This window comes from Arthrobacter sp. zg-Y1143 (assembly GCF_030125565.1).
Classification (GTDB): Bacteria; Actinomycetota; Actinomycetes; order Actinomycetales; family Micrococcaceae; genus Arthrobacter_B.
In genome coordinates this window covers 120,561-145,446 of record NZ_JASKLW010000006.1, presented here as the reverse complement: position 1 = coordinate 145,446, position 24,886 = coordinate 120,561, and the positions used below count along the sequence as shown (strand labels likewise).

The following is a 24,886-nucleotide window of genomic DNA, read 5'->3' as shown; positions in this document are numbered from 1 at the left end:
GTCAGCCGAGCCAGGCCGTGGTGTCCGGCGGCAGCAGGCCGCCCTCGAGCGGCGCGCTGGTGTGGAGCACCGTGCCGGCGGGCAGGGCCACGGCCGCGGTACCGAAGTTGGTGATGCTCTGCCAGCCGCCGGGCCGGGTGAAGTGCAGGACGGAGGCAGCGCTGGGCACCCACGCAAGTTCCTCGGCACCCTGCCGTTTGCCGCGCAGTTCCAGGGCCCGCCGGTAGAAGTTCAGCGTGGAATCCGTATCGGCGTCCTGCAGCGACACGGCCGCGGGACTAAACCATTCCGGCTGGGGCAGGTGGGGTGCACCGGTGCCGAAGCCGAAGGACGGCTCCTCCGGGGTCCAGGGCAGCGGCACCCGGCAGCCGTCCCGGCCCTTTTCCACCCCGGCGTTGCGGAAGAAAGCGGGATCCTGGCGGTCGGCGTCGGGGATGGCAGCAACCTCGTGCAGGCCCAGTTCTTCGCCCTGGTACAAATAGGCGGAGCCGGGCAGGGCCAGCATCAGGAGCGTGGCCGCACGGGCCCGGCGCAGTCCCGCGGCCCGGTCCAACTGCTCTTCCGGTCCGCCGGCCAGGACCCATGCCTTGCCGTCCTGGCCCTTGGCGCTGTCCGCCGGCGTTGCCGGCAATCCGTAGCGCGTGGCATGCCGCACGACGTCGTGGTTGGACAGGACCCAGGTGGATGACGCGCCGGTTTCCGCCGCCTGGACCAGATTGTCGGTGATGACCGTGCGGAAGCGGGCGGCGTCGAAATCCGCCTGCAGCAGGTCGAAATTGAATGCCTGGCCCAGCCCCTCGGGGCTGGCGTAGCGGCCGCGGCGGGATGCATGGACCCAGGCTTCGGCCACCGCAGTGCGCGGCGGAGTGTATTCATTGAACAGGGCGCGCCACTCGGTGTAGATGTCATGGACCTCGTTCCGGTCCCAGAACGGATGCGCGCCGTCGGTTCCGTCGCCCTCGGCAACGAGCAGTGCGCTGGAGGGCAGCGGTTCGCTCAGGTCCTTCGCCAGGGCATGCGCCACGTCAATCCGGAAGCCGTCCACTCCGCGGTCGGACCAGAAACGCAGGGTGGCCAGGAATTCATCCTTTACCGCACGGTTGTCCCAGTTGAAGTCCGGCTGCTCCGGAGCGAAGAGGTGCAGGTACCACTGCCCGTCCGGCACCTGCTCCCAGGCGCTGCCGCCGAACACGGACTGCCAGTCCGAGGGCGGCTGGGCGCCGTCGGGCCCGGTGCCGTCGCGGAAGATATACCGTTCCCGGGCCGCGGAACCCCGGGGCGAGTCCAGCGCTTCGCGGAACCAGGCATGCCGGTTGGAGGAATGATTGGGGACAATGTCCACAATCAGCTTGATTCCGGCACCGTGCAGGGCAGCGGCCATGTCGTCGAAGTGCGCCAAGGTGCCCAGGCGCGGGTCGACATCACGGTAGTCGTCGACGTCGTAACCTCCGTCGGCGAGCGCCGAGGGGTAAAAGGGACTGAGCCATACGGCGTCCACGCCGAGGGCCGAAAGGTAGGGCACCTTGGCGGTTACGCCCTGCAGGTCGCCCAGCCCGTCACCGTTGGAGTCCGAGAAGCTGCGCGGATACACCTGGTAAACCGCAGCCTGCCGCCACCAGTCCGGATCCGTCAGGGGATCGGCGTTGGATGGGAAGGGCTGCGGGTTTGTGGTCAAGGTGATCCTTTGGCAGAGACTGTGGATTTGGAGAGACTGTGGATTTGGAGAGACTGTGAATATGGACAGACGGTGAAAGGCCAATGCGGGAAACGCGTGTGGTTGGACTCTACTCCTGCCCCCGGAGCAGCAGGAGCCGGCGTTCATGCCGGTTCTCCGCCAGTTCCGCGGCGGCGCGGAATTCGGCCCTGGCCTCCTCGACCCTGCCCAGCCGGGAGAGCAGCTCGCCGCGCACGCTGGGCAGCAGATGGGATCCCCGCAGGGCCCCCCGGGCGTCCAGACGCTCCACAATGGCCAGGGCCGGCTCGGGCCCCGACGCCATGGACACTGCTACGGCACGGTTGAGTTCGACGACGTCGCCGGGGCTGATGCGGCCCAGCGCCTCATAGAGGTCAACGATGGCCGGCCAGTCCGTCTCGTCGGCACGCCCGGCGGTGGCATGGCATTGCGCGATGGCTGCCTGCAGTGCGTAGCTCCCGCGGGACCGTCCGGCCGCTGCTGCCAGGGCGTCCGCGCGGGCCAGCGACGCGCGGCCCCGCTCAATCTGCGCCCGGTCCCACCTGGTGCGGTCCTGGTCCGGCAGCAGCACCGGCTCACCGCCGGCCCCGGTGCGGGCGGCGAAACGGGAGGCATGGAACTCCATCAGCGCCACCAGCGCGTGGACCTCCGGGACCCGGGGCACCAGGCCGGCCAGGATCCGTCCGATCCGCAGTGCCTCGTTAGCCAGGTCCGGCCGGATCCAGGTCTCACCGGCCGTTGCCGCATACCCCTCCGTGAACATCAGGTAGACAACATGCATCACACCCCGCAGCCGCGGACCCCACTCATTGGGTTCCGGGACTTCGAACGGGACCCGGGCGGCGGCCAGGCTCTTCCGGGCACGGAGGATCCGCTGCTGCATGGTGGCCACGGGTACCAGGAACAGCCGGGCGATTTCCTCCGTGCGCAGTGATCCCACCACCCGCAGGGTCAGCGCTACCTGGGCCTCAGGCGCAAGCACGGGATGGCAGGCGGTAAACAGCAGCCGGAGCACATCGTCGGGGAGCGGATCCCAGTCAACGGCGGCTTCATCTTCCCGGGCGCGGGCCAACTGCGCGTAACGGTTGCCGAGCTGGTCCTCCCGCCGCCAGCGGTCGATGGCGCGCCGCCGGGCCGCCGTCGTAATCCAGGCGCCGGGGTTCCGCGGAACGCCGCGTGTGCCCCACTGTTCCAGTGCCTGGGCAACCGCTTCCTGGGCCGCGTCCTCGGCCAGGCCCACGTCCCCGGTGGCACGCGCCAGGGCAGCAACAATCCGGGCACCTTCGATGCGCCACAGCGCGTCGAGGCGGCGCCGGATTGCCGCTGCCTGCCCGGGACCGGCTGCTACCGGTGCTCCGTGCGCAGCTTCTCCTCGTCCCTGCGCCATCCTTCTTCCTTCCGGATGTACTCGTTGTCAGCGAAATCCGAGAAGTCCGCAGCCTCCGTTACCCGCCGCACTTCCAGCTTCGATCCCGGTCCAAGCGGGCAGCGGCTGGCCCATTCCGCCGCTTCTTCGCGGGAGGCGGCGGAGATGATCCAGAACCCGTTGAACAGCTCATGGGTTTCCCCGTAGGGGCCGTCTGTGATCAGCGGCGGATCCTCGGAAAAGTCCACAACAAAGCCGCTGTCGGTGGAAATCTCGGCCAGGCCTTCGCCGGCCAGCAATACCCCTGCGTTGATCATTGACTCGTTATAGGCGCCCATCCGGTTAATGACTTCCTCGAAGGGGACATCCTTGTAGGCCTGCACGCCCGCGTCGGTGGACCGCATAATGAGCATGTACTTCATGGTGGACTCCTTCTTCTATGCGTTGCCGTTCCTGCAACTGTGAGGACGCGGTGTTGCGTCTTCTACTATGGCGTCGAACGAGCGGCGGAGATATCGACAGCCGCGGAAAAATCTGTTCCGCAGTCCCGCGGCGTTCGGTTCCGAAACCAAGGACGTGAGGATATGGACGAGCTTCCTGGCGATGCCGGCGCGGACCGGGCGATTAAGGCACGGCTTAGGGCCATCTGGTCGCTGGGGAACTACGCTGCCGTTGCCGCCGAAACCATTTCTCCCCTGGGGCCTGTCCTCGTCCGGGCCGCCGGCATCCGGGGCAGCGACCGGGTCCTGGACATTGCGGCGGGGACCGGGAATGCGGCAATCCCGGCAGCTGAGACGGGAGCTGATGTCACCGCTTCGGACCTGACGCCTGAGCTGCTGAATTCCGGTAAGCGCCTGGCGCTGGCCCGGTCCGTCCGGCTGACCTGGTCCATGGCGGACGCCGAGCATCTCCCGTATGCCGATGCCTCCTACGACGCGGTGATCTCCTGTGCAGGCGTGATGTTCGCCCCGCATCATCGCCTGGCTGCCGCCGAACTCGTCCGCGTGTGCCGGCCGGGAGGACGGATCGGGCTGATTAACTGGACTCCGGAAGGATTCGTCGGCAGCATGTTCGCCGCTTTGAAGCCCTACTCGCCGGCGCCGCCGCCGGGAACGCAGTCACCGCAATTGTGGGGAAACCGGGAGCACGTAGAGTCCCTATTGGAGGGGCAGGTACGGGAGTTCCGCGCCGAACGCCGCACCGTGCTTATTGACCGGTTCGCCACGCCGGAGGACTTCCTGGGGTTCCTTAAGGCGAACTACGGACCAATTATTGCGGTGTACGAATTCCTTGCGCACAATCCGGACCGGGCGGGCGCACTGGATCAGAAGCTGCTGGCCCTGGTGCAGAGGTACAGCGCCCAGGCCGGCGGGATGGCCATGGACTGGGAATATCTGCTGGTGACCGCCACGCGGTCCTGACACCGGCCGCCCGGGGGAGGGGACTCAGGCAGGGGCCGCGGCCACGCCTTCGCCGGCGGGCAGCGGCAGGCGCATCAGGACCTCGTCACGGAAGTCGTCTGCGGCCAGCCGCAGGGCCCGGGGCCGGCGGCCGTATTCGACCCAGCCCAGGCCCGAATAAAAGGACTCCAGCCCCATGCCGCCGCGGACCTCGAGGATCAGTTCGTCCAGCCGCAGTTCCTCACGGGCATATCGGGCGGCTTCCTGCATCAGTTCGGAGCCAATGCCCCGGCCACGTGCCTCCAGCGCGCTCTGTACCCGGGTTACGCGGGCCCAGTGGCTGGTCAGGGTGCCCGGGTTAACGGTGAGGACCAACCACCCGGCCAGCACGCCGTGTTCTTCCGCAATCAGCAGCCGGGAGCCTCCGGGTGCGAGGGCGGCAACGAGCGCTGCCAGCGCCGGCTCGACGTCGCCGGTACCCACCGGCAGCAGCGGGAAGCCGACGGCGCCGCCTGCGTTGCTGACGTCCGTCCAGCAGTGCAGCAGCTGGCGGCGCATGGCAGGGGAAAGGCTGCCGGGGGAGTCGAGCCAGGAAAAGGCCACCGTCATTCGCCGGCCCCTGAGGCCCATCCCGGGTACCCGAGTGAGATGCGGGAATCGCCTGTCAGCACGCCCAGGTCCCGTTCGAGCTGCCCTAGTTCGGGTGCGCCGATCCGACTTGCCCATGCAGCGCGGAGGCCGTCAAATACTGCTTCGCCTTCCCTAAGCATCCGGTGGCCCAGGGGAGTGACGGTTAGCCGCTTGCGCCGGGCATCCTGTTCATCCGTGCGGCGTTCCGCGTAACCGCGTTCCAGCAGCACCGCGATGGTCTTGGCGGCCGCCTGCTTCGTCACCGCCGTCGCGCGCCCGAGTTCAGAGGCGGTGTCGGCTCCGTCGTCAATGGCGCGCAAGGCAAAATCATGCACCGGCCGGATGTCGGCATAGCCGCGGGCCGCCAGCTCGGCGGTCGCGTCCTCCACCAGCTGCCGGTAGGCAGCGCGCAGCAGCAAAGCAAGGTCCGCACCGGTCCGATTCACGAAAACAGCATACGCGGACTATGGATTAGACAACCCGATTGTCTTACGATGGTGGACAACTCGGTTGTCTATTGGAGGACGCGCCATGAACATGAGTCCAGCCGCCACCATCCCCGGCGCCCGCCATGCCACCGCCCAGGCCGGCGAAATTCGCCTCCATTACGTCTCCGCCGGCCGGGAAGGATCACCGGTCCTGCTGCTGCACGGTTTCCCGGAAAGCTGGTGGGCGTTCCGCGCATTGATCTCCGTGCTGGCCCGCAGCCACCGGGTGTTTGCCGTGGACCTGCCGGGCTTCGGGGATTCCGCTGCAGTTCCGGACACGGGCCTCGACAGCAGAGCCGTGGCGGAAACACTCCATGAATTCCTGCGTGCCCTGGGCGTCGGGCCGGTACATCTACTGGCGCAGGACATCAGCGGGGGAGCGGCGTTCCGTCTTGCCGCCGTACACCCCGAGGCAGTGGCAAGTTTTACGGCGGTGGAGGCCGGGCTGGCCGGGTTTGGACTCGAAGCCCTGGCCGATGTCGCCCATGGCGGTTCCTGGCATATCGGCATGCTTGCCGCCCCCGGAATACCGGACTTGCTGCTGACCGGCAGGGAAGTGGACCTGCTGGCCGCCTGGGCCTATCCGTCCATGACGGCAGTGGAAGGCGCCGTGACCAGCACGGATATTGCTGAGTTTGCCCGCACGTACTCCCGTCCGGGCGGCTGGAACGGCGCCGCGGGCCTCTACCGCTCCATGCTTTCGGAAGGGGCGGAAATCAAGGCCTTGGCGGCGTCGCGGCCCCTTGCGATGCCGGTGCTGGCCGTGGGTGCCGGCGGCGGGCCGTTCACCGAACAGACCTTCGCACCGCTGGCCACCGGATCTTTCACGGCTGTGCAGCTGGATAGCGTTGGGCACTATGCAGCCCAGGAGGCTCCCGAGGCCCTGGGGGCGGCGCTGCTGGAGTTCCTCTCCGGCGTGGACGGCTAGCCGGACCCCGGGCCGGCGACCGAAACTTCTGCGGACGGCAGGGCCTGCTGCAGGCAGTCGGCAATCCGCCCGGCATCGTCTGCGGTTGCGTCAGCAGTCAGGGTCACACCCATGTGCGAAGCTGGATAGTCCGCGGACACAAACGCCTCCTCAACGCGCGGATCTTCAAGGCACTGCTCATAGGCGCCGGGCCCGGGATCGATGACGCTCACGGACCACCGGCTGGGGGTTCCGCCGGTGCCCTCGGATTCGGCGCCGTCGGATCCAGCGCCGTCGGATCCAGCGCCGTCGGATCCGGAAGCGCCCGCGCCGCAGCCGGCCAGGGACACGACGAGAGTGCTGACGGCTGCGGCAACGGGAAACCAGCGATGCGCGCCCATGATGCCTCCCTTGAACGCCGGGTGTTTGCCGGAAGCCTACCTGCTGCGGCTGCCCCCGGAGATGAGGGCTTCGGGCGGGTCCGGGGGACCCCCTTCTAAACGCTAGTTGACATAATGTGGATTATCGGCACTTTACGGTACGCGCCGGAAGTGGCCAGAAGCACTAATATCGCTTTTCCGGGCTATATGCCGATTCGGTACTCAAATCAGCACAAATCCCCCGGTTTTGGACGTTTCTGCCTGCTGGATACCTCGTCGCACGCTTTTTGCAGCGGACGATGCATTTCGCTCAGCTGTGCGGGGCTGCAGCATGCCGAGCCGGTTTCCTCCGGCGTGTTGGCATGCCCGGGCGGCCGGGCCTAAATCTGCTGACCTGGTTGGACATTTTCCGGTCCCCGGACGTTTCCAGTACAGGTTCATGGTGAGTTGACATAACTCCCCCGCAGGCCCGCCGCCGCTGTTCATCAAGTTGACATAACCGTTGCGTGCAGCGCTGGGACGTGCCATTCCCCTGTGCCCGTCCCCCGTGCCCGTCCCCCGTGCTGCACTGCGCGCCTCGGGTCCCCGGATTACCCGGGTACCGGCGGTCCTGCCGAGGGAACTACCGCCGGCACTACGGGAGAACGGGACGTTGGTCACTTTCGCCGCCTATTTCGTCAACGAACGGCCGCCACGCCTGTACGGTTTGGTGCAGCGACTTTCGTTGCCCTATATGATCTACGCTTCAACCCCCCCAAATCAGGAGATAAGCACAACAAAATGGCTACCGATTACGATGCCCCGCGCGTCAAGGAAGAAGACCAGCACACAGACTCCCTGGAGGGTCTGAAAGCTCAGCAGCGCGGCGGAGCGATGACGGCTGTCATCGATGTCGAAGAGTCAGACGCCATTGATGGTTTTGACCTTCCCGGCGCAGACCTGTCCGGCGAGGAACTGCTCATCAAGGTGGTTCCCCCGCAGGCAGACGAGTTCACCTGCATGTCCTGCTTCCTCGTACGCCACCGTTCGCAGATTGCCCGCGAAAAGAACGGCGAGGCTTACTGCGTGGACTGCGAAGGCTAACTCCTGCCCCGCAGCACAGCCGGGTTCCGCCGTTGAGGCGGGACCCGGCTTTTTGTGTGGCTCTCCCCCGCCGGCCCATACAATCCACGGGTGACCTCCTCCGACCATGCCGCCCTCCCGCCGTCGTCCCGGGCGCTGTCATCCGCAGGACAGGACCTGGCGGACCCGGACGCATGAGCGGAACAGGCGCCGCCCTGCCCGGGATCCACCCGCTGCCGCATCAGTCCCCCGGTCCCTCCACATCCTGAACCACCTCGTTGCGGCGCAGGAACCAGGGCCGGTAGGGCGGGTCGAACCGCGCAAAACGCGGATTTCCCAGCAGGCTGAACCCCTCTGCCCCGACGGCGGCCTGCAAGGCGGCCAAATGGGCCTGGTAGTTGGCTTCATTCCAGCGTCCGGAGAAGGCTGCTGCCGCCCCCGTTTGTCCCGGTACCGCCACAATGCTCACAGCGGGATCCTCCGGCACCGGGGCGGTGAGGGCGGTCAGGTCCCCAGGGAGGACAAAAGCCACCGTAAAGGCTCCCGCGATGGGGCTCGGCTCCAGGAGCACCGGGGCTGTCATCGCCAGGTTTTCGCTGAACTGCACTTCGCCCGGCGGATAGGGGTCCAGTCCCGCCCGGGAGGAGTTCCGGCCGCTGATGTACCGGTACAGGTAGCGGAAACCGGTGTTGCCGGCCCCCTCGAATCCCGCGTTCACAGTGACCTGGGCCAGCACGTGCGCCGGATAGTGGCGCAACTCGAATCCTGGATACCGTCCCAGCACGGTGTAGGGCTGCTGCTCAGTCATGATGGGCCAGACGCTACTCTCCGGTGCGGCGCACCAACAGCGTAGCGGCCATTAGGATGAATCCGTGCCCACCGAATCCTCCGCCCTGCTGCGTGACCTGGTCCTTCCGATGCTGGAGCAGGAGCTTGTACCGATTGTCCAACTGGGCCACCCCGCCCTGCGCCGTGCGGCGCTGCCCTTCGACGGTGAGCTGGACGCCGAGGAGCTGGAGGCGCTGATTGCGCTGATGCGGCGGGTGATGCACGCTGCGCCCGGTGTAGGCCTGGCCGCGCCCCAGCTGGGCATCCCGCTGCAGATCGCCGTACTGGAAGACACTTACGACGTCGGCGCGGAAGCGGCGGCGGTACGGGACCGCCAGCCGCTGCCGTTCTTCACCATCATCAATCCCCGCTACGAAGCCGACGGCGAGGATAGCGCCGAATTCTTCGAGGGCTGCCTGTCTTTCGAGGGGTACCAGGGCGTGGTGCGCCGGCATGCGTCCGTGGTGCTGGACTACACCGACCCGCAGTCCCGCCAGCACATGGAACGGTTCAGCGGCTGGCAGGCGCGGATTGTCCAGCACGAGACGGACCATCTCTACGGGACGGTGTACGTGGACAAGGTGCTCACCCGCTCACTGTGCAGCAACACCGAATACGCCCGGCGCTGGGCCGCGCCGGACATCGAGGAGTCCCAGCGGGTCCTGGGCTTCTAACCCGGCCCCGCTGGGACTCCGGCTGCCTAGGCGCCGGCCGGCTCCGGCTGTCGGGCGTTCTGCGGCGCGGGATTCTGTGCCGTGGGCAGCCAGCGCGCCCACCAGCGCAGCAGATGCTCGAACCGGCGGCGGCGGTGCCAGGGGGTGCCGCTGCGTGATAGTTCGTGGTTTTCGCCCGGGAACAGCAGCAACTCGGTGGGCACGCCGCGCAGCTTCAGCGCCGTGTAGTAGCGCTGGGCCTGCTCCACGGGACACCGCAGGTCTTCCTCGGAGTGGACCACGAACGTAGGGGTCCGGACGGCGTCCACGCAGGCCATCGGGCTCTGCTCCAGGACGTGCCCGGGATCGGTGCCCGTGTAACCGGCGCTGAAGAACCAGCCAATGTCCGCTGAGCCGGTGAAGGAAAGCGGATCCAGGAAACCGCGCTCCACCACGGCAGCGGTGAAGCGGTGGTCGTGCGCGATGGTCCAGGCCGTGAGGTAGCCGCCGTAGGAACCGCCCATGATGCCCACCCGGGTGCCGTCCAGTTCCGGGTGCCCGGCCAGGGCGCCGTCCAGGAAGGCCAGCACATCGGCCAAATCGAGGGTGCCCATATCCGCTTTGATGCTGCGTCCATGGTCCTGCCCGTACCCGGCGGAGCCGCGCGGATTGCACATCAGCACGGCGTAGCCGGCCTCCGTGTAAATCTGCGTTTCATCGAAGCAGCCCCACCCATACTGCGCAAACGGTCCGCCGTGAATGTTCAGCAGTACCGGGTGGGGACCGGGCCCCTCCGGCAGCGCCACCCAGCCATGGACCGGATAGCCGTCGGATGAGGAATGGGTTTCCTCCGCCGGAATAGTCAGCGGAGCATGCCGGCGCAGGGCCGCCGAGAAGTCGGTAAGCCGCCGCAGCCCGTCGTCGTCGACGACGGCCAGGTCACCGGCGGTCTGCGGATCCGTATAGCAGGCCACCACGGTGCCGCCCGCCGAGCCGGCTGCGGTGACAACCCGCGGGCCCTCCACCATGGTGTGCACCCCGCCGCGGGGATCCACGGACAGCAGCTCGCCTGTGCCCCGGGACCGGTTAAAGACCAGGGCTTCGGCACTGTTGTGCGGAACCACGGTGCCCTCGGCCAGGTCCACGGTTTCCGGATCCGTCAGCCGGCGCACCGCGGACGGGTCTGCTGCCGGCGCGGCGTACAGCGAGGTGTTCCGGGCCACGAAGTCGGTGCCTGACTCCGATACTTCCTGACCGAGGTAGAACAGCCAGTGCCCGTTGGTGCTTTGCACCGGGTCGGATACGGCCAGCGGGCTGCCGCCGCCCAAATTGGTCAGCTTCGTGAGGCCGGTTCCGTCAGGGCTGATGCTGTAGGCATCCGCCACCAGGGTCTCATCGTCCCGGGCGGCAGTGAACAGGATCCGGCTCCCGTCGGCGCTGAACACGGGCTGCAGGTGGTCGGTGGCTCCGGTGGTCAGCTGCACCGCCTCGGGCAGGCCGCGGCTGCCGCCGTCCTCGCCGCGGTCCTCTTCGCGGTCTTCCCCGGCCCGGGCTTCCCGGCTCCGTCCCCGGGGCGGAATGTACGGTTCCGCATCCAGATCGGGCAGGTCCACGAGGAAGGCCTGGACGGGTTTGTCCTGCGTGTAGCCCACGCCGTTCATCCGGTATTTGAAGGTGGTGATCAGCCGGGGATCCTCGGCGCCGGCGGCCACGCCCTCAACAGTGCCGTACCGGCCCGCTTTCGGCACCCGGGCGGAAAACACCGCGCGGACCCCGTCCGGCGAGAACGCGAACCAGCTGACGCCCAGGGCGGCATCGGTCAGCTGCACCGGTTCCCCGCTGCCGGCACCCAGCACGTACAACTGGGCCGGCTCCCCCGGTGCTGCACGGAGGAACCCCAGGACACTGCCGTCCGGACTGTACTTCGGGACGGTGTCGCGGAAGCCCCGGGTGAGCCGGCGCGGCGCCCCGCCCGGCGTCAGCGGGACCCGCCACAGCTGGCCGGTATAGGCATCAGCGGCGAAGTCGGGCCGGGTCACGGACACCACGCAGTACAGGGCGTCAGGGTGCAGGGCGGGAGCGGACAGTGAATTAAGGAGAGGCAGGTCACATGGTTTCACGAGTGGAAGCCTAATGTTCCCTGCCGTCCCCGGCCAACTGCCGCCTTAGGATGGTTTTATGCCTTCCCTGCCGCCCCTGGAGTGTCCCGTCTGCGGCAGCACCCTCGAGCCCGACGCCGCGCTGCGGACCCTTGCGTGCCCAGCCGGGCACCGGTACGACGCCGCCAAACAGGGCTATTTCAACCTCCTCACCGGTGCCGGCACCAAGTTCCAGGCCGACACTGCCGCCATGGTGCAGGCCCGCGCCGATTTCCTCGCCGCCGGCCACTACGCGCCCCTGGCTGCGGAACTCGCCCGGCTGGTTTCCCCGGCGGCCCCGAACGCTGCCACGGTGCTCGACGCCGGTGCCGGCACGGGATATTACCTCGGCGAGGTCCTGGCGGCCCTTCCCGGAGCCGCCGCCGTGGCCATGGACATTTCCAAATTTGCGCTGCGCCGTGCTGCCCGGTCCCTGCCCGGTTCCTACGCCCTGGTGTGGGACGTGTGGCGCAGGCTTCCGCTCCCGGATGCCTCGGTGGACGTGGTCCTGAATGTCTTCGCACCGCGGAACCCGGCCGAGTTCCGCCGGGTCCTGGACTCCAGCGGCGTGCTGGCTGTGGTCACCCCCGGCCCGGACCATCTGCAGCAGATCCGCGCCGCAGCAGGAATGCTGGACATCGGGACGGAAAAAGCGGAACGGGTTGCCGCCGCAATGGAGCGGTGGTTCACGCCGCTGCACACGGTCCGCTGCACCTACGAAATGCAGCTTGAGGCCGCGGACCTGCGCAACGTAGCCCTCATGGGCCCCTCTGCCCGGCACCTGGATCCGGCCGCCCTGGACCGCACCGTGGCGGGCTTTGCCCTGCCACTTGGGGTAACCGCGTCATTCTCCCTGCAGCTCTTCCGGGCCCGCTAGCCCGGGCGGGACGCAAACGTTACCCAACCGGCACGGATATCCCTAGGTCTGCACCGTCTCTTCGGGCAGAATGATCTCAACGCGCCGCTGCGCCGGGAGAACCCGCGCACACCCGGACCGCCGCACCAACCGGCAAGACGCCCCGCGCGACGCCCGGGCACAGCGGAGCAACCCGGTAAAGCCGGAACCCGACTACACGCGGATACATCCGAACGAACATCCGAAAGAAAAGGGGATAACGGATGCAGGAAGTCTACGAATGGATGCTCAGCTACGGCTGGGCCCTGTGGCTGGTGCTTTTCCTGGGCTTCGCCGCTATTGAGGCCCTCACTCTGGATCTGTTTTTCGCGATGCTCTCCGTTGGTGCGCTGGCGGCCATGCTCAGTTCGCTGCTCGGTGCCCCGCTGTTCCTGCAGGTTGTGGTGTTCGCCCTGGTGTCCGTGCTGATGATCGCACTGGTGCGTCCGCTGGCACTCAAGCACCTGCAGCACAGCAGCAAGGACCAGCTCTCCAACATAGACCGTCTCGTCGGCGGGCCGGCGCTGACGCTGGAGGCCGTAACCGGGCTCGCCGGCACAGTGAAGATCGGCGGGGAAACCTGGTCCGCGCGCAGCGCCGCCGGGGATACGCTGGCGGCCGGGACGCAGGTACGGGTGGCCCGGATCGAAGGCGCCACCGCCGTCGTCGAGGCTTCGGCCGGGAATACCCCGGACCGGCCCGGTGCAAGCGGAAAGACCCCGGAACCGGGCCGCCGCGAAACAACCTAACGAATCGTGCCGGCGGCACCACCGCCGGACCAACCGCAGGATCCGCGGATCCTGCCAAATCCCAAAGGGGGGAACATGGGTACCGGAACCGGCGTCCTAGTAGTTGTTCTTGCCGTGCTGGTGATCTTTGTATTGGTCATCCTCGTCAAGGCTGTAAAGATTGTCCCGCAGGCCCGGGCAGGGGTGGTGGAACGGCTGGGCAAGTACCAGAAGACCCTGAATCCCGGCCTGACTATCCTGATCCCGTTCGTGGACCGGCTCCTGCCGCTGCTGGACCTGCGTGAACAGGTGGTGTCCTTCCCTCCGCAGCAGGTCATTACCGAGGACAGCCTGGTGGTCTCCATCGACACCGTGGTGTACTTCCAGGTCACCGACGCCCGGGCGGCCACCTATGAGATTGCCAACTACATCCAGGGTGTGGAGCAGCTGACCATTACCACCCTGCGCAACGTAGTGGGCGGCCTGAACCTGGAAGAGGCGCTGACCTCCCGCGACCAGATCAACGGCCAGCTGCGCGGCGTGCTGGATGAGGCCACCGGCCGCTGGGGCATCCGCGTCTCGCGCGTGGAGCTCAAGACCATTGCCCCGCCCCTGACCATCCAGGATTCGATGGAAAAGCAGATGCGTGCCGAACGTGAACGCCGGGCCACCGTGCTCACCGCGGAAGGCTCCAAGCAGTCGCAGATCCTCACGGCCGAGGGACGCCGGCAGGCAGCCATCCTGGCCGCCGAAGGCGACGCCAAGGCCGCGATCCTGCGGGCCGACGGCGAGGCCCAGGCCATCGCCAAGGTCTTCGACGCGATCCACAAGGGCAACCCGGACCAGAAGCTGCTGGCCTACCAGTACCTCCAGACGCTGCCCAAGCTGGCCGAAGGCACGTCCAACAAGGTCTGGATCATCCCCAGCGAACTCGGCGAAGCGCTCAAGGGCGTGGGCAGCGCCCTGGGCGACTTCGTACCGGATGCGAAAAAGCACTCCTCCACCAACGGCAGCTCCCCCGTGCAGAACGGGTCCGGGCCCGCAGCGGACGCAGCCGGGGTGGCCTGACCCTCCCCTGTGTTCGCCGATCGGCGGTTGGTACCGGTACAATAGGTTGTTTGCCGGGCAATGGCCGCGGCGCCGATACGGGACCGCCGCCGGGAACAGCAGCAGCGCCGTCGGCGTTGTATGAACTGTGAGGGCGGAAGGGGCCGCCGGCCGGACCGCCCGCAGGGGCGGCAGCGTGCAGATAAGCGGCATCAGAACCGGCATCAGCACCGGAACGAGCACCGGCCCGGCGCCGGCACAACAGAGGATCCGCCAGCGGATCCAGCGGATTGAAGAGGGAGAAAAGATGAGCGATCGTAGCCTGCGGGGTATGCGCCTTGGTGCGCAGAGCATGGAGACCGAATCCGGTGTGGAGCCGGCTCCCCGCCAGCGGGTGGAATACCGCTGCGAGGATGGCGAGCGTGTTTTCGTAACCTTCGCCGCCGAAGCGGACATTCCGCCGGTCTGGATTTCCAAGACCGGCAAGGAAGCGCTCCTGGTCAACGGCGAGAAGCCCGACACCAGCAACGACAAGCCGGTGCGTACGCACTGGGACATGCTGCTGGAGCGCCGCAGCATCGAGGAGCTTGAGACCATCCTCCAGGACCGGCTGAACATCCTGCGTGAACGCCGCGGAGAGCGCACCAGCGCCTGACCCGGTTCGCCGGTGCGGCAACGCACCGGCCGGCACAGACATAGTCAACACGCAAAAAAGCAGGGCGGCTGCCAATCGGCAGCCGCCCTGCTTATTTGCGTCTGGGCCCGGGCCCCGCGGACTAGGACCGGCCGGTGAGCTTCTTCCAGCGTGCCGTGAGTCCCCAGCGGGTCACGTTGGTCATGGCCTCGACCACAATGTTGCCGCTCATCTTCGAGGCACCGAATTCCCGTTCCACGAAGGTGATGGGCACTTCGGTGATCTTCAGGCCCAGCCGTGCCACGCGGAAGGTCATATCGACCTGGAACCCGTAGCCCACGGACTCCACGGCGCCCAGATCCAGCTGTTCCAGCGTGCCGCGGCGGAACGCGCGGTAGCCGGCGGTAATGTCACGGACGGCAATGCCCAGCATCAGGCGCGAGTACGTGCTGCCGGCGCGGGAGAGCAGCTTGCGGCGCAACGGCCAGTTCACCACCGAACCGCCGGGAACCCAGCGCGAGCCGATCACCAGGTCTGCACCGGCCTTGGAAGCTTCGAGCAGCCGCGGCAGTTCCTCCGGACGGTGCGAACCGTCGGCGTCCATCTCCACCAGTACGTCATAGCCGCGCTCCAGGCCCCAGCGGAAGCCGGCAATGTAGGCGGCGCCCAGGCCCTCCTTGCCCTTACGGTGCAGTACATGCACCTTCGGGTCCTTGGCAGCAACCTCATCGGCGTAGTCGCCGGTGCCGTCCGGGCTGTTATCGTCCGCAATCAGTACATCCGAGTCGGGCACCGCATTCCGCAGCCGCGTGAGCGTCTTGGGAAGGGACTCAATCTCGTTGTAAGTAGGGATGATGGTCAGGACACGCACTCGGTAAGCCTTTCGTGGACGCACGCCGCGCTGTTGGCGGGCTAGACGGGGTTGCTCCCCCGGCTGACTACCTAGTATATGGGAGCGCGCGGCCGGCGTGCTCCGGCGGGGCCCGGTCACAGCCGGGCCCGGACCGGCGACAGGCGGTGCGGCACGCACAATCGGGCGGGTCCTGCCGTCTTCGGGCCAGTACCGGACGGTGCCGGGCCTGTTTTCTACTGACGGTTGAACCCACCCGATTGCTGTGGTGCAAGGCCCTGTCACCAGCCGCCCGCGGAACTTTCGCCCCGGCACGCGCTGAACGGGGCCGTGGCAGCCGAAGAACCGGAAACGCGTAGGGGCAGTGCACAGGGCCCGGGCTGGAACAGGTCCAGCGACGTGCCCGGCATGTCCCCCAAACGGCCGGTCCCGACTGCAGTAGTCATAGCCTACGTGCTCGCTTCCCGCTGTCAATGCGGCCGCTGACTAGGACGTTTCCGGTATCACCGCAGGTCAGGGCCGGGCCGGCCCCGCCCAGGCGGGACCGGGAATTTACCGGCTAGGCCAGGTCCGGGGCGCGGTAGAGCTCGTTGCCGTTATGGACCGTCTGCAGGCACCGGGGTTCGTCACCGTTGTCCAGTGCGGGCAGCAGCGGAGTTCCGGCCCGCGGATCGGTGCTCCAGGCCGACACATTGGCGTCCGGGGTCTGGACCATCAGTTCCTGCACCTCCCACAGCGCGAAGGAAGCCGGGGCGCCGGGAGCCAGCTGGCCGCGCATGAAGTTCTTCTCCCCCGCAGCACGCCAGCCGGCACGGGTGTGCCCGATGAATGCGGCCCGGGCGGAAACGCGTTCACGCGGATTCGAGTGCGCCATGGCAGCACGGACCCCGGACCACGGATCGAGGGGAAGGACGGGAGTGTCGGAGCCCAGTGCCACCGGCACTCCTGCCGACAGCAGGGAAGCCAGGCGGTTCATGCCCTCACGGCGCGGACCCACCCGCTGCTCGTAGAGGCCGCCCGGGTGGCCCCAGGCGGCGTCGAAGCCGGGCTGCAGGCTGACCGTGACACCGAAGCGCAGCAGCTCGGCGATGGCCGCGTCGTCAGTCATTTCAGCGTGCTCGAGCCGATGATGGGCGGCGCGCAGGGCCGCTTCGCCGCCGGCGTCGGACAGTGCCTCGGCGGCCAGGCGCAGGCCTGCCAGCGCGGTATCCATGCCCGCGTCTCCGATCACGTGGAAGCCGCCCTGCAGTCCGGCCCGCGTCATCAGTTCCAGGTGCCGGCCCACCTGTTCCGGTGTGAGGTACAGCGTCCCGCGGGTATCGGACCGGTCGGTGTACGGCTCCCGCAGGGCCGCGGTGCGGGCACCGAAGGACCCGTCAATGTTCAGGTCCCCGGCCAGGCCGAGCAGCCTGCCCTCGAAGAACTCCATCAGCCCGGTGGCCTGGGCTTCTGTTTCCACCAGCTGGCCCCAGTAAGGCAGCACCTGCGGCATCGGCTCCTCGGCCGGGGCACCGTCCAGGCCCAGCAGTTGCCGCAGGTCCTCCGGAGGAGCAATGTGCGGTGCGGCCATTTCAGTGACGGCCACCACGCCGCGGGAAGCGGCGTGCTTCAGGGCAGCCCGCTGGAACGCCGAGCGCTGGGCCGGGTCGGCGCTCCGCGACACGGTGCGCGCAGCCTCATGCGCGGCGCGGACCACAAAACCGTTGTCCCATCCGTCGTACTCCTGCAGGCGCAGATCGGCCGCCAGGGTTCCGGATACGGCGGCGCAGTGCACGTCGCTGCGGGAAAGATAGACGGGCCGGTTGCCGGAGGCGGCATCCAGTTCCGCCGCCGTGGGGAAACGGCGTTCCGGCCAGCGGGACTCGTCCCAGCCCGCACCCAGGATCAACCCGCTGCTGGCCGCGGCATAGCGGCTGACGGCCTCCAGCAGGTCCGCCAGCGATGTGCAGCCGCTCAGGTCAAGGGTCGCCAGGGACATGCCCAGTTCGGTGGCGTGCACGTGGGAGTCCACAAAACCCGGGGCCACCAGCGCTCCGTGCAGGTCCACCACATCCATCTTGCTGTCCTGGATGGAGGTGGCGGCCTGCTCGGACCCCACCCAGGCGATGGTGTCGCCGTCCACGAGCATGGCGGTGGCAAAGGGATCGCCGGCACTGTAGACCGAGCCGTTGCGGTAGAGCGTCAGCTTCGGGGCGCTCGGGATGGTACTGCCGTTCAAGGACTCACCTGTTTTCTGTAGAAACTGTTGGGGGAAGCGGAAGGAGGCTAGTCGCCGACGTTTGAATAGGCGACGACGCCGCGGCGCACCAGGCCAATGGCCTCGCGGAGGCGCCGGTACATTGCGGAGGGAAGGTCGGGCACCTTGGCGAGCTGGTCGAGCAGGTCGATCACCTGCTTGGCCCAGCGTACAAAGTCACCTGCCGCCAACTCGGTGCCGTTCAGGGCCACCTGGAGGTGCTTGCCCTTGACCCACTTGTACATGGGCCAGACCAGGCCCAGCTCGGGCTCGCCCGTGAGCGGCAGCTTCGAGGCTTCTTCCAGGTCCGTCAGCTCAGACCACTGCCGGATGACGGCATCCACGGACACTTCGAGCGAGACGCTGGGCATTTTCGGGCGCAGGCCGCGCTCCTCGCGCTTGGCCTGGTACACCAGCGCGGTGGCCAGGCAAGCCAGCTCTGCAGCATCCAGTTCGTCGAACGCGCCGTTTTCCAGGGCGAGGGCAACCAGGAGGTCCTTTTCACCGTAGATGCGCCGCAGTTTCTGCCCGGCGGGCGTGACGCCGGCGGTCCCGGATCCGTCCACTGCCACGTATCCGTACCGGCTCAGCACCTCGCACACCCGGTCGAAGGTTTTGGCGATGGTGTTGGTGCGTCCGCGGATCTGTCCCACCAGGTTGTCCGTCTCCCGGCGCAGCTTCCACCAGCGCTCGGCCCAGCGGGCATGGTCTTCACGTTCGCTGCAGCCGTGGCAGGGGTGGGCCCGCAGCTTCCGGCGCAGTTCGGCGATGGCCTTCTCCTGCCGTTCCGTTCCGGCCGTGCGCAGCTCGTTGGCCCGGGCGGCGGCGGGGCGCGGCGGCCGGTGGTCATGCAGGGCGTTCCGCAGCGACGCGGAGAGGTCCCGGCGGTCCTTGGGTGAGCGGGAGTTGAAGGACTTGGGGATCCGGATGTGGGACACGGATTCGAGCGGACCATCCAGATCCCCGGAGCTGATGCGCCGGATCTGCTTGTCCTCGGTCAGTACCGCAGGCCGTACCTCGCGGGCGGAAGCATCCACGTCCAGCACCACGGCATGGCCGGAATTACGCCCGCCGGGGATGTAGACAATGTCGCCGGGCCGCAGGTTTTCCAGCGACGCCGCGGCGGAGCTGCGCTTGTTCCGCGCCCGGACCTTGGACGCCGCGTCTTCCAGGTCCGACAGCTGGCGCCGCATGGCAGCGTATTCGCTGAAGTCGCCCAGATGGCAGGTCATGGCTTTTTCGTAGCCGGCCAGCGACTCCTCGCGGGAGCGCACCTGCTTGGCCAGGCCCACCACGGAACGGTCCGCCTGGAACTGTGCGAAGGAAGACTCAAGGATCTCCCGTGCACGTTCGCGGCCGAACTGGGCGATCAGGTTGATGCTCATGTTGTAGGTCGGCCGGAAGCTGGAGTTCAGCGGATAGGTGCGCCGGGACGCGAGGCCGGCGACGGCGGCCGGGTCCGTGCCGGGCTGCCACAGCACTACCGCGTGGCCTTCAACATCGATCCCCCGCCGCCCTGCGCGGCCGGTCAGCTGGGTGTATTCACCGGCGGTGATGTCAACGTGCGCTTCACCGTTGAACTTATCCAGTTTTTCCAGCACCACGGACCGGGCGGGCATGTTGATGCCCAGCGCCAGGGTTTCCGTGGCGAACACGGCGCGGACCAGGCCGGCGGCGAAAAGGCGTTCCACCACTTCCTTGAACGTCGGCAGCATCCCCGCGTGGTGGGCGGCGAACCCGCGGACCAATCCCTCGCGCCAGGTCCAGAAGCCCAGCACCTCCAGATCGTCTTCGGGGATGTCCTGGGTGGCTTCATCCACCACCCGCGCTATCTCGTGGCGCTCTTCTTCATCGGTAAGCCAAAGGCCCGAGTCCACGCACTGCCGGACGGCGGCCTCGCAGCCGTTGCGCGAAAAAATGAAGGTAATGGCCGGCAGCAGGCCGTTGCGGTCCAACTGGGCGATGACCTGCGGGCGGGAGGCACGCTGGATCCGGGTGATCGGGGGTCCGGCCTGCCCGTGTGCGCCGGGACGGCCGCCGCGGTGCCGGTCGCTGCGCCCGCCGCGTGCGCGGGCTCCGCCCCAGTGGCCGCGCTGGCTGACCCGGGACTCAGCCCGGGCCAGCTCCATCAGCTCGGGGTTCACCCGGTAGCGTTCCTTGATGCCGGGTGATTCGTCTGCCGCCTCGTCGAAGGACACGTCGGATTCGAACAGGTCGAAGATCTCCCGGCCCACCATCACGTGCTGCCACAGCGGAACGGGACGGTGCTCGGAGACCACCACATCGGTGGAACCGCGGACGGTGTCCAGCCAGGCGCCGAATTCCTCCGCATTGGACACGGTGGCACTGAGCGAGACCACCTGGACGTCGGAGGGCAGGTGGATGATGACTTCCTCCCAGACCGCCCCGCGGAACCGGTCGGCGAGGTAGTGGACCTCGTCCATGATGACGTAGCCCAGGTCCATCAGGGTCTCCGAGTTGGAGTAGAGCATGTTGCGCAGCACTTCGGTGGTCATCACCACGACGTCGGCGTCGGGGTTGATGCTGGTGTCACCGGTGAGCAGGCCCACCCGTCCGCTGCCGTACGCTGCTGCCAGCTCGGTGTATTTCTGGTTGCTCAGGGCCTTGATGGGGGTGGTGTAGAAGGCTTTCAGGCCCTTCTGCAAGGCAAGGTAGACGGCGAACTCCCCCACCACCGTCTTGCCGGCACCGGTGGGTGCAGCTACCAGGACCCCGCGGCCGGCCTCGAGGGAGCGGCAGGCCTCAGACTGGAAAGCATCCAGTTCGAAGCCCAGCGACTGCTCAAAGACCCCCAGCTCCGTCTTGGCGTGTTCGGAACGTTGTTTTGCGGCAAGGTACCGCTCCGAAGGAGAAGTCATGTACCCAGCCTATGCTCTATGCAAACTGCCCGATGCCATATCGCCGGTGGGCGAACACGGCGGCCCTACAGTTTGTCGATGGGGGTGGCTTTGTCCGCATCGGCTTCGACCGCGGCTTCACGTTCGGTCTCCCGGCGGGCACGCCGGCGGTCGTTGATCAGGCACAGGACCACGGCCAGCGCGAACAGGGCCAGCAGCGGGGCTGCCAGATAGAACATGCTCAGGGCATCGGCGCCCGGCGCGGCCATGGCCGCAAAGAGGCAGATCACGAAAACGGTGATCCGCCAGTACTTGATGATGGTCCTGCCCCGCAGCAGCCCGGCGATATTCAGCCCGACCAGGAAAACGGGGATCAGGAACGCGATGCCGAAGGCCAGCAGCAGCCGCAGGACAAACGCCAGGTACACCGACGCCGTTATAACGTTCGAGCCGCCTTCGGGCGTGAACTCGGTCAGCACCCGCACGGCGTTGGGGAGGATCAGCCAGGCCAGGTACACGCCGGCAAGGAAGAGCGGAACAGCTGCTGCCAAGAACCCCAGGGCCGCCCGTCGTTCCTTGCGCTTGAGGCCCGGGGTGATGAAGGCCCAGGCCTGGTACAGCCAGACCGGGCTGGAGACGAGTAGGCCGACGAAGACGGAGACCTGGATCATCTGGTCGAAGGGGGTGGCTACACCCTCGAAGTTGATCGTGGTGAAGCGGCCGTCACTGTTGCCCGCGTCAATGAGCGGCTTGGTCAGTGCCTCGAAAACAGGGAGGTACAGGAAAAAGCCGCCCACGGTGCCAAGCACCACGGCGATGGCGGATTTGAAGAGCCGGTTGCGGAACTCCCGCAGGTGCTCCTTGAGCGCCATCCGCCCTTCGGGGTTGGATTTGCGCCCTTTGCGCAGCGCCACGGCTGCTAGCGGCTGGTTGGCGGGTTACCCGCGGGGCCGGCGGAACCGCCCGGAGTACCCGACGGCGGGGTCTGCCCGGGGAAGAAGGTCTGATCGGCAGCCTTGGGCTGCTGCTCGGGGTTGACCACCCGGCCTTCCATCGGATCCGCGGGGGCCTTGGGATCGTCGTCCTTCATCTGGCGGACCTCGGATTTGAAGATGCGCAGGGACTGGCCCACGCTCCTTGCGAGTCCCGGCAGCTTCGGAGCGCCGAAGAGCAGGATGGCCAATACGATAATGGCAATAAGCTGCCAGCCTTCAAGCCTCATGGCGTTGTCCTTTCGTTAAACAACAATCCTATGTCAGAGTTCCGGGAAGTCGCGCCATGCACGGGGCTGCCCTTTGGCTGTGCGGCGCTCAACCCGGCGCTGCCGGCGCGCCTGGCGGCGGGCGGTCTTGCCCGCTTCGTAGGACTTCCGGGCGGCGGCCGGTTCCGTGAAGATGCCAGGCTTTTCATCCTCGACCACCATGGACGGAACGGTGTCCGGTGTGCGCAGGGAGAACTTGGCCGTGGCGGTTTCGACGTCCCGGAGGACACTGAGGAACCGCTGGAACAGCCGGTAGCCAATGAGGGCATAAAAGCCCGCCGCGCCTGCCGCGAGGGCAAGCCAAATCAGTATCCAGGACCACCAAGGCATAGTTCCAGCATAGTGGAGTATGTATTCCGTGTCGGACTGCCCGTTAGCCGGCCGGATAGTTTCCGGCAGCTTCCTGAAGCCAGGACTGCGCCGCCTCGCGCAGTTCAGCCGGTGCAGCAACCGCCGCCCCGCCGCCAAGCCTGCCCATAAAGGAGGGAATCCAGGCGGCGTCCGCCGTCCGCAGTTCCACCGCGGTGCGCCCGTCCGGCAGCGCGGCCCGGCGCTCGGCGTCGTACGCCTCAGCCACCCACAGGGAGGCCGGGTCCAGTACGAGTGTGACCAAGGTGTCCTGCGGGCCGGGCGTGAACAGGCTGTCCGGGAAGGACGCATCCGTCTCGGGTGCATGGGTGAGGGCAGGGCCGGTGTCCCGGACACCGAGGATCCGGTCAACACGGAAATTGCGCAGCGCTTCGGCCCGGTGGCACCACGCTTCCACGTACCAGATGTTGTCCACGGAGAACAGGCGGCGCGGATCAACCGTGCGGAGGGTGACTTCGTCCCGGCGCGGAACCAGGTACCGCAACTCAAGCTGACGGGCACCGGCAATGGCCTGCTGCAGTTCAACCAGCACGTCTGCCCCGGCGGTGTCGTCAAGGCGTGCCGCCACGGCCGTGCCCACGGCCCCGGCTTCGCCCGCAGCTTCCGTCAGTTTCCCGACGGCGCCTGCCACTGCGGCAGAGGAACCAATGCCCGGCAGCGCGGACAGCGTGTCCAACCCGACAATGAGCGCTGCGGCCTCATCCATGCCGAAGCGCACCGGCTCGGAGAGGTTGTCTGCGTTCTCGATATAGATCCGGTCGTCATCGAAACTGACGTCCATCAACCCGTTGGGGTAATGCCGGGGCCCGCTGACAAACAAAAGGTCCAGGTCCTTGGCCAGCTGTTCCTTGCTCACTCCGAAGGCGGCAGCTGTTTCGTCCATGTCCGCACCCTGGTTGGCCAGGACGTACGGGACCAGGTCGAGCAGCCGGGTGAGGTGGTCCTGTGCGCCGTATCCCGGCCGGCGGGCCGGTGCGGACTGTTCCGCCAGGGTGAATTCCGGCAACGGGCGGCGCTGGGCTTCGAGGGCGCCGGTGAGCGCGTTGCGGACTGCGTCCACGTATTCGGGCGGGTCGACGGCGACGGCGGCCGCCCCGAGCGCGGCGGTGTCGGCGGCAAGCGAGTCGAGGTCGCGCACCTGCAGCAGGAGCCTGTCCCGGCCTCCCGTACCGGGAACCACCGACTGTGCCTGGAGCCGCAGGGCCGTGCCGGTGCCGGGAAGCAGCTCCACCTCAGCCGGGCGGACGGTGAAGACACCATCGAGGGAAGCAAGCGAAGCATCGATGTCAAAGTCTTCGGGCACGGTGTAGCTGCCCGGACGCAGCCGCACTGGTGCCTGCATGCGGGATAGCCGGAAGATCCGCTCGGCACGGCGGTCAAGGTCGTACCCCACTAGGTACCAGTGCCCGAAGCGGCTGCCCATCCCCCAGGGCTGGACCCGGCGGACCGAAACGGTGTCGGACCCGGACGCGCGGTAGCTGAAGGTTACCGGGACCCGGGTGGTGGCGGCACGCCAGATGTCATCGAAGTACGGGTCATTGGTCCGGATGCTCGGCTGCAGCGGGATGCGGCCGGCGTCGTCGGGAAGGACCCCACGGGCCTGGAGCTTGCGCAGTGCCCGTGCTGCCGCGGAGCCGAGCGAGGCCTGGTCCCACATCCGGGCGGCCAGGGCCAGGACCGCGGACTCTTCCGGGGTGAACTGGACGCCGGGAAGCCGGTACGCGTCGTGCCGGATCCGGTAGCGCTGGACGGTGTTGTCCTCGTATTCCTCGCTGGCGGACTCCACCGGGATGCCCTGCTCGCGCAGGAAGGCCTTGTCCCGGTCAAAGAGTTTTTCGCGGGCCTCGGGCGTGGCGGCTTCGCCGTACAGTTCGATCTCCTCGAACAGTTCATGCTTGGTGAAGCCCCTGCGGGTGGAGAGCAGCGCAATAACGAGGTTGAGCAGGCGTTCGGTTCTCTTGGCGGACACGGAGCTAATCTACCTTCCTTCCGTGCCGGTGGACGAAGAAAGGCGGCGCCGGCCTCCATGTCGGAGGCCGGCGCCGCCGGAACGCAGGGCTAGCGGACGCCGAGCAGGTCCACCACAAAGATCAGCGACTCGCCCGGAGCCACGGCGGAACCTGCGCCGCGGTCGCCGTAAGCCATGGATGCCGGGATTTCCAGCCGGCGGCGGCCGCCGACCTTCATGCCCAGCAGGCCCTGGTCCCAGCCCTGGATGACCTGGCCCACGCCTACCCGGAAGTCCAGCGGAGCGCCGCGGTTCCAAGAGGCATCGAACTCTTCGCCGGTGGAGAAGGCCACGCCCACGTAATGGGTGGAAACCGTGTCTCCGGCCTTCACTTCCTGGCCGTCGCCGACTACGAGATCCTCAATCACGAGGTCCGTGGGTGCGTCGTGGGCCGGAAAATCGATCTCCGGCTTCTGGCGGTCGTATTCACGCTTTCCGAATGACATTGGTGCTCC

At 67.4% G+C, this 24,886-nt stretch carries 24 protein-coding genes; 8 read left to right on the top strand and 16 right to left on the bottom strand.

Going from position 1 to position 24,886, the window contains the following annotated elements:
• Position 1 precedes the first annotated feature (1 nt).
• The 3 genes from QNN98_RS09190 to QNN98_RS09180 form a co-directional block, all read right to left on the bottom strand.
• The gene (locus tag QNN98_RS09190) at positions 2-1,675 is read right to left on the bottom strand and encodes a glycoside hydrolase family 13 protein (protein ID WP_283996875.1); all 1,674 of its coding nucleotides are present in this window, start codon (positions 1,673-1,675) and stop codon (positions 2-4) included.
• A gap of 109 nt (positions 1,676-1,784) precedes the next feature.
• Positions 1,785-3,080: an RNA polymerase sigma factor gene (locus QNN98_RS09185; protein ID WP_283996874.1), complete on the bottom strand. Its 1,296-nt coding sequence runs from the start codon at positions 3,078-3,080 to the stop codon at positions 1,785-1,787.
• A complete protein-coding gene (locus QNN98_RS09180) occupies positions 3,038-3,481 on the bottom strand; it encodes a YciI family protein (protein WP_227926268.1) in 444 nt (147 codons plus the stop codon). The genes QNN98_RS09185 and QNN98_RS09180 overlap by 43 nt, the downstream gene beginning before the upstream one ends.
• 162 nt (positions 3,482-3,643) lie before the next feature.
• Between QNN98_RS09180 and QNN98_RS09175 the strand changes: the two genes are divergently transcribed.
• Complete coding sequence (locus QNN98_RS09175) at positions 3,644-4,480, top strand: class I SAM-dependent methyltransferase (protein WP_283996873.1); 837 nt, start codon at positions 3,644-3,646, stop codon at positions 4,478-4,480.
• Between the two features lie 24 nt (positions 4,481-4,504).
• Here QNN98_RS09175 and QNN98_RS09170 read toward each other — a convergent pair whose 3' ends face one another.
• Complete coding sequence (locus QNN98_RS09170) at positions 4,505-5,068, bottom strand: GNAT family N-acetyltransferase (protein WP_283996872.1); 564 nt, start codon at positions 5,066-5,068, stop codon at positions 4,505-4,507.
• Positions 5,065-5,535: a MarR family winged helix-turn-helix transcriptional regulator gene (locus QNN98_RS09165; RefSeq protein WP_283996871.1), complete on the bottom strand. Its 471-nt coding sequence runs from the start codon at positions 5,533-5,535 to the stop codon at positions 5,065-5,067. The genes QNN98_RS09170 and QNN98_RS09165 overlap by 4 nt, the downstream gene beginning before the upstream one ends.
• A gap of 85 nt (positions 5,536-5,620) precedes the next feature.
• On the opposite strand from QNN98_RS09165, the gene QNN98_RS09160 reads away from it, so the two are divergent.
• The gene (locus QNN98_RS09160) at positions 5,621-6,505 is read left to right on the top strand and encodes an alpha/beta fold hydrolase (RefSeq protein WP_283996870.1); all 885 of its coding nucleotides are present in this window, start codon (positions 5,621-5,623) and stop codon (positions 6,503-6,505) included.
• On the opposite strand, the gene QNN98_RS09155 is transcribed toward QNN98_RS09160, so the two are convergent.
• Positions 6,502-6,885 (bottom strand): hypothetical protein, encoded by a 384-nt coding sequence (locus QNN98_RS09155; RefSeq protein ID WP_283996869.1) that lies wholly within the window; start codon positions 6,883-6,885, stop codon positions 6,502-6,504. The genes QNN98_RS09160 and QNN98_RS09155 overlap by 4 nt on opposite strands.
• A gap of 759 nt (positions 6,886-7,644) precedes the next feature.
• Here QNN98_RS09155 and QNN98_RS09150 point away from each other — a divergent pair.
• Positions 7,645-7,947, top strand: a complete 303-nt coding sequence (locus tag QNN98_RS09150) for a DUF4193 domain-containing protein (RefSeq protein WP_227911407.1) — start codon at positions 7,645-7,647, stop codon at positions 7,945-7,947.
• A 220-nt stretch (positions 7,948-8,167) separates the two neighbouring features.
• Here QNN98_RS09150 and QNN98_RS09145 read toward each other — a convergent pair whose 3' ends face one another.
• On the bottom strand, positions 8,168-8,734 hold the full coding sequence (locus tag QNN98_RS09145) for an SOUL family heme-binding protein (protein WP_227911406.1): 567 nt from the start codon (positions 8,732-8,734) through the stop codon (positions 8,168-8,170).
• A gap of 109 nt (positions 8,735-8,843) precedes the next feature.
• Here QNN98_RS09145 and QNN98_RS09140 point away from each other — a divergent pair, with 109 nt between their 5' ends.
• Entirely contained in the window at positions 8,844-9,428 is a 585-nt protein-coding gene (locus QNN98_RS09140) for a peptide deformylase (RefSeq protein WP_227926591.1), read from the top strand.
• Between the two features lie 26 nt (positions 9,429-9,454).
• On the opposite strand, the gene QNN98_RS09135 is transcribed toward QNN98_RS09140, so the two are convergent.
• Positions 9,455-11,527 carry a S9 family peptidase gene (locus tag QNN98_RS09135; RefSeq protein WP_283996868.1) on the bottom strand — a complete coding sequence of 691 codons (2,073 nt, stop codon included), beginning with the start codon at positions 11,525-11,527 and terminating at the stop codon, positions 9,455-9,457.
• A 58-nt stretch (positions 11,528-11,585) separates the two neighbouring features.
• Between QNN98_RS09135 and QNN98_RS09130 the strand changes: the two genes are divergently transcribed.
• The 4 genes from QNN98_RS09130 (at position 11,586) to QNN98_RS09115 (ending at position 14,870) form a co-directional block, all read left to right on the top strand.
• Positions 11,586-12,422: a putative RNA methyltransferase gene (locus QNN98_RS09130; RefSeq protein WP_283996867.1), complete on the top strand. Its 837-nt coding sequence runs from the start codon at positions 11,586-11,588 to the stop codon at positions 12,420-12,422.
• A 242-nt stretch (positions 12,423-12,664) separates the two neighbouring features.
• Entirely contained in the window at positions 12,665-13,189 is a 525-nt protein-coding gene (locus QNN98_RS09125; protein ID WP_283996866.1) for an NfeD family protein, read from the top strand.
• Positions 13,190-13,264: 75 nt separating this feature from the next.
• A complete protein-coding gene (locus tag QNN98_RS09120) occupies positions 13,265-14,236 on the top strand; it encodes an SPFH domain-containing protein (RefSeq protein WP_227911402.1) in 972 nt (323 codons plus the stop codon).
• 286 nt (positions 14,237-14,522) lie between these two features.
• Positions 14,523-14,870 carry an RNA polymerase-binding protein RbpA gene (locus tag QNN98_RS09115; protein ID WP_227911401.1) on the top strand — a complete coding sequence of 116 codons (348 nt, stop codon included), beginning with the start codon at positions 14,523-14,525 and terminating at the stop codon, positions 14,868-14,870.
• A 121-nt stretch (positions 14,871-14,991) separates the two neighbouring features.
• Here QNN98_RS09115 and QNN98_RS09110 read toward each other — a convergent pair whose 3' ends face one another.
• The 8 genes from QNN98_RS09110 to QNN98_RS09075 all read right to left on the bottom strand — a co-directional run bounded on the left by QNN98_RS09110 (position 14,992) and on the right by QNN98_RS09075 (position 24,877).
• On the bottom strand, positions 14,992-15,720 hold the full coding sequence (locus QNN98_RS09110; protein WP_227911400.1) for a polyprenol monophosphomannose synthase: 729 nt from the start codon (positions 15,718-15,720) through the stop codon (positions 14,992-14,994).
• Positions 15,721-16,258: 538 nt separating this feature from the next.
• Positions 16,259-17,917 (bottom strand): amidohydrolase, encoded by a 1,659-nt coding sequence (locus QNN98_RS09105; protein ID WP_283996865.1) that lies wholly within the window; start codon positions 17,915-17,917, stop codon positions 16,259-16,261.
• Between the two features lie 47 nt (positions 17,918-17,964).
• On the bottom strand, positions 17,965-20,814 hold the full coding sequence (locus QNN98_RS09100) for a DEAD/DEAH box helicase (RefSeq protein WP_283996864.1): 2,850 nt from the start codon (positions 20,812-20,814) through the stop codon (positions 17,965-17,967).
• A gap of 65 nt (positions 20,815-20,879) precedes the next feature.
• On the bottom strand, positions 20,880-21,707 hold the full coding sequence (gene tatC / locus QNN98_RS09095; protein ID WP_227911397.1) for a twin-arginine translocase subunit TatC: 828 nt from the start codon (positions 21,705-21,707) through the stop codon (positions 20,880-20,882).
• A gap of 5 nt (positions 21,708-21,712) precedes the next feature.
• Positions 21,713-22,015, bottom strand: a complete 303-nt coding sequence (tatA, locus tag QNN98_RS09090) for a Sec-independent protein translocase subunit TatA (RefSeq protein WP_227911396.1) — start codon at positions 22,013-22,015, stop codon at positions 21,713-21,715.
• Between the two features lie 33 nt (positions 22,016-22,048).
• On the bottom strand, positions 22,049-22,384 hold the full coding sequence (locus QNN98_RS09085; RefSeq protein ID WP_283996863.1) for a hypothetical protein: 336 nt from the start codon (positions 22,382-22,384) through the stop codon (positions 22,049-22,051).
• A gap of 43 nt (positions 22,385-22,427) precedes the next feature.
• Positions 22,428-24,392, bottom strand: a complete 1,965-nt coding sequence (locus QNN98_RS09080; RefSeq protein ID WP_283996862.1) for a helix-turn-helix transcriptional regulator — start codon at positions 24,390-24,392, stop codon at positions 22,428-22,430.
• Positions 24,393-24,481: 89 nt separating this feature from the next.
• Positions 24,482-24,877, bottom strand: a complete 396-nt coding sequence (locus QNN98_RS09075) for an FKBP-type peptidyl-prolyl cis-trans isomerase (RefSeq protein WP_227911393.1) — start codon at positions 24,875-24,877, stop codon at positions 24,482-24,484.
• Between the last annotated feature and the right edge of the window lie 9 nt (positions 24,878-24,886).

Bases quoted from the DNA above. Each gene is read 5' to 3' on its own strand.
- QNN98_RS09185 (WP_283996874.1), bottom strand. From the start codon at position 3,080: ATGGCGCAGGGACGAGGAGAAGCTGCGCACGGAGCACCGGTAGCAGCC.
- QNN98_RS09180 (WP_227926268.1), bottom strand. From the start codon at position 3,481: ATGAAGTACATGCTCATTATGCGGTCCACCGACGCGGGCGTGCAGGCC.
- QNN98_RS09175 (WP_283996873.1), top strand. From the start codon at position 3,644: ATGGACGAGCTTCCTGGCGATGCCGGCGCGGACCGGGCGATTAAGGCA.
- QNN98_RS09170 (WP_283996872.1), bottom strand. From the start codon at position 5,068: ATGACGGTGGCCTTTTCCTGGCTCGACTCCCCCGGCAGCCTTTCCCCT.
- QNN98_RS09160 (WP_283996870.1), top strand. From the start codon at position 5,621: ATGAACATGAGTCCAGCCGCCACCATCCCCGGCGCCCGCCATGCCACC.
- QNN98_RS09155 (WP_283996869.1), bottom strand. From the start codon at position 6,885: ATGGGCGCGCATCGCTGGTTTCCCGTTGCCGCAGCCGTCAGCACTCTC.
- QNN98_RS09150 (WP_227911407.1), top strand. From the start codon at position 7,645: ATGGCTACCGATTACGATGCCCCGCGCGTCAAGGAAGAAGACCAGCAC.
- QNN98_RS09145 (WP_227911406.1), bottom strand. From the start codon at position 8,734: ATGACTGAGCAGCAGCCCTACACCGTGCTGGGACGGTATCCAGGATTC.
- QNN98_RS09140 (WP_227926591.1), top strand. From the start codon at position 8,844: ATGCTGGAGCAGGAGCTTGTACCGATTGTCCAACTGGGCCACCCCGCC.
- QNN98_RS09130 (WP_283996867.1), top strand. From the start codon at position 11,586: ATGCCTTCCCTGCCGCCCCTGGAGTGTCCCGTCTGCGGCAGCACCCTC.
- QNN98_RS09125 (WP_283996866.1), top strand. From the start codon at position 12,665: ATGCAGGAAGTCTACGAATGGATGCTCAGCTACGGCTGGGCCCTGTGG.
- QNN98_RS09120 (WP_227911402.1), top strand. From the start codon at position 13,265: ATGGGTACCGGAACCGGCGTCCTAGTAGTTGTTCTTGCCGTGCTGGTG.
- QNN98_RS09115 (WP_227911401.1), top strand. From the start codon at position 14,523: ATGAGCGATCGTAGCCTGCGGGGTATGCGCCTTGGTGCGCAGAGCATG.
- QNN98_RS09100 (WP_283996864.1), bottom strand. From the start codon at position 20,814: ATGACTTCTCCTTCGGAGCGGTACCTTGCCGCAAAACAACGTTCCGAA.
- tatA (WP_227911396.1), bottom strand. From the start codon at position 22,015: ATGAGGCTTGAAGGCTGGCAGCTTATTGCCATTATCGTATTGGCCATC.
- QNN98_RS09085 (WP_283996863.1), bottom strand. From the start codon at position 22,384: ATGCCTTGGTGGTCCTGGATACTGATTTGGCTTGCCCTCGCGGCAGGC.
- QNN98_RS09075 (WP_227911393.1), bottom strand. From the start codon at position 24,877: ATGTCATTCGGAAAGCGTGAATACGACCGCCAGAAGCCGGAGATCGAT.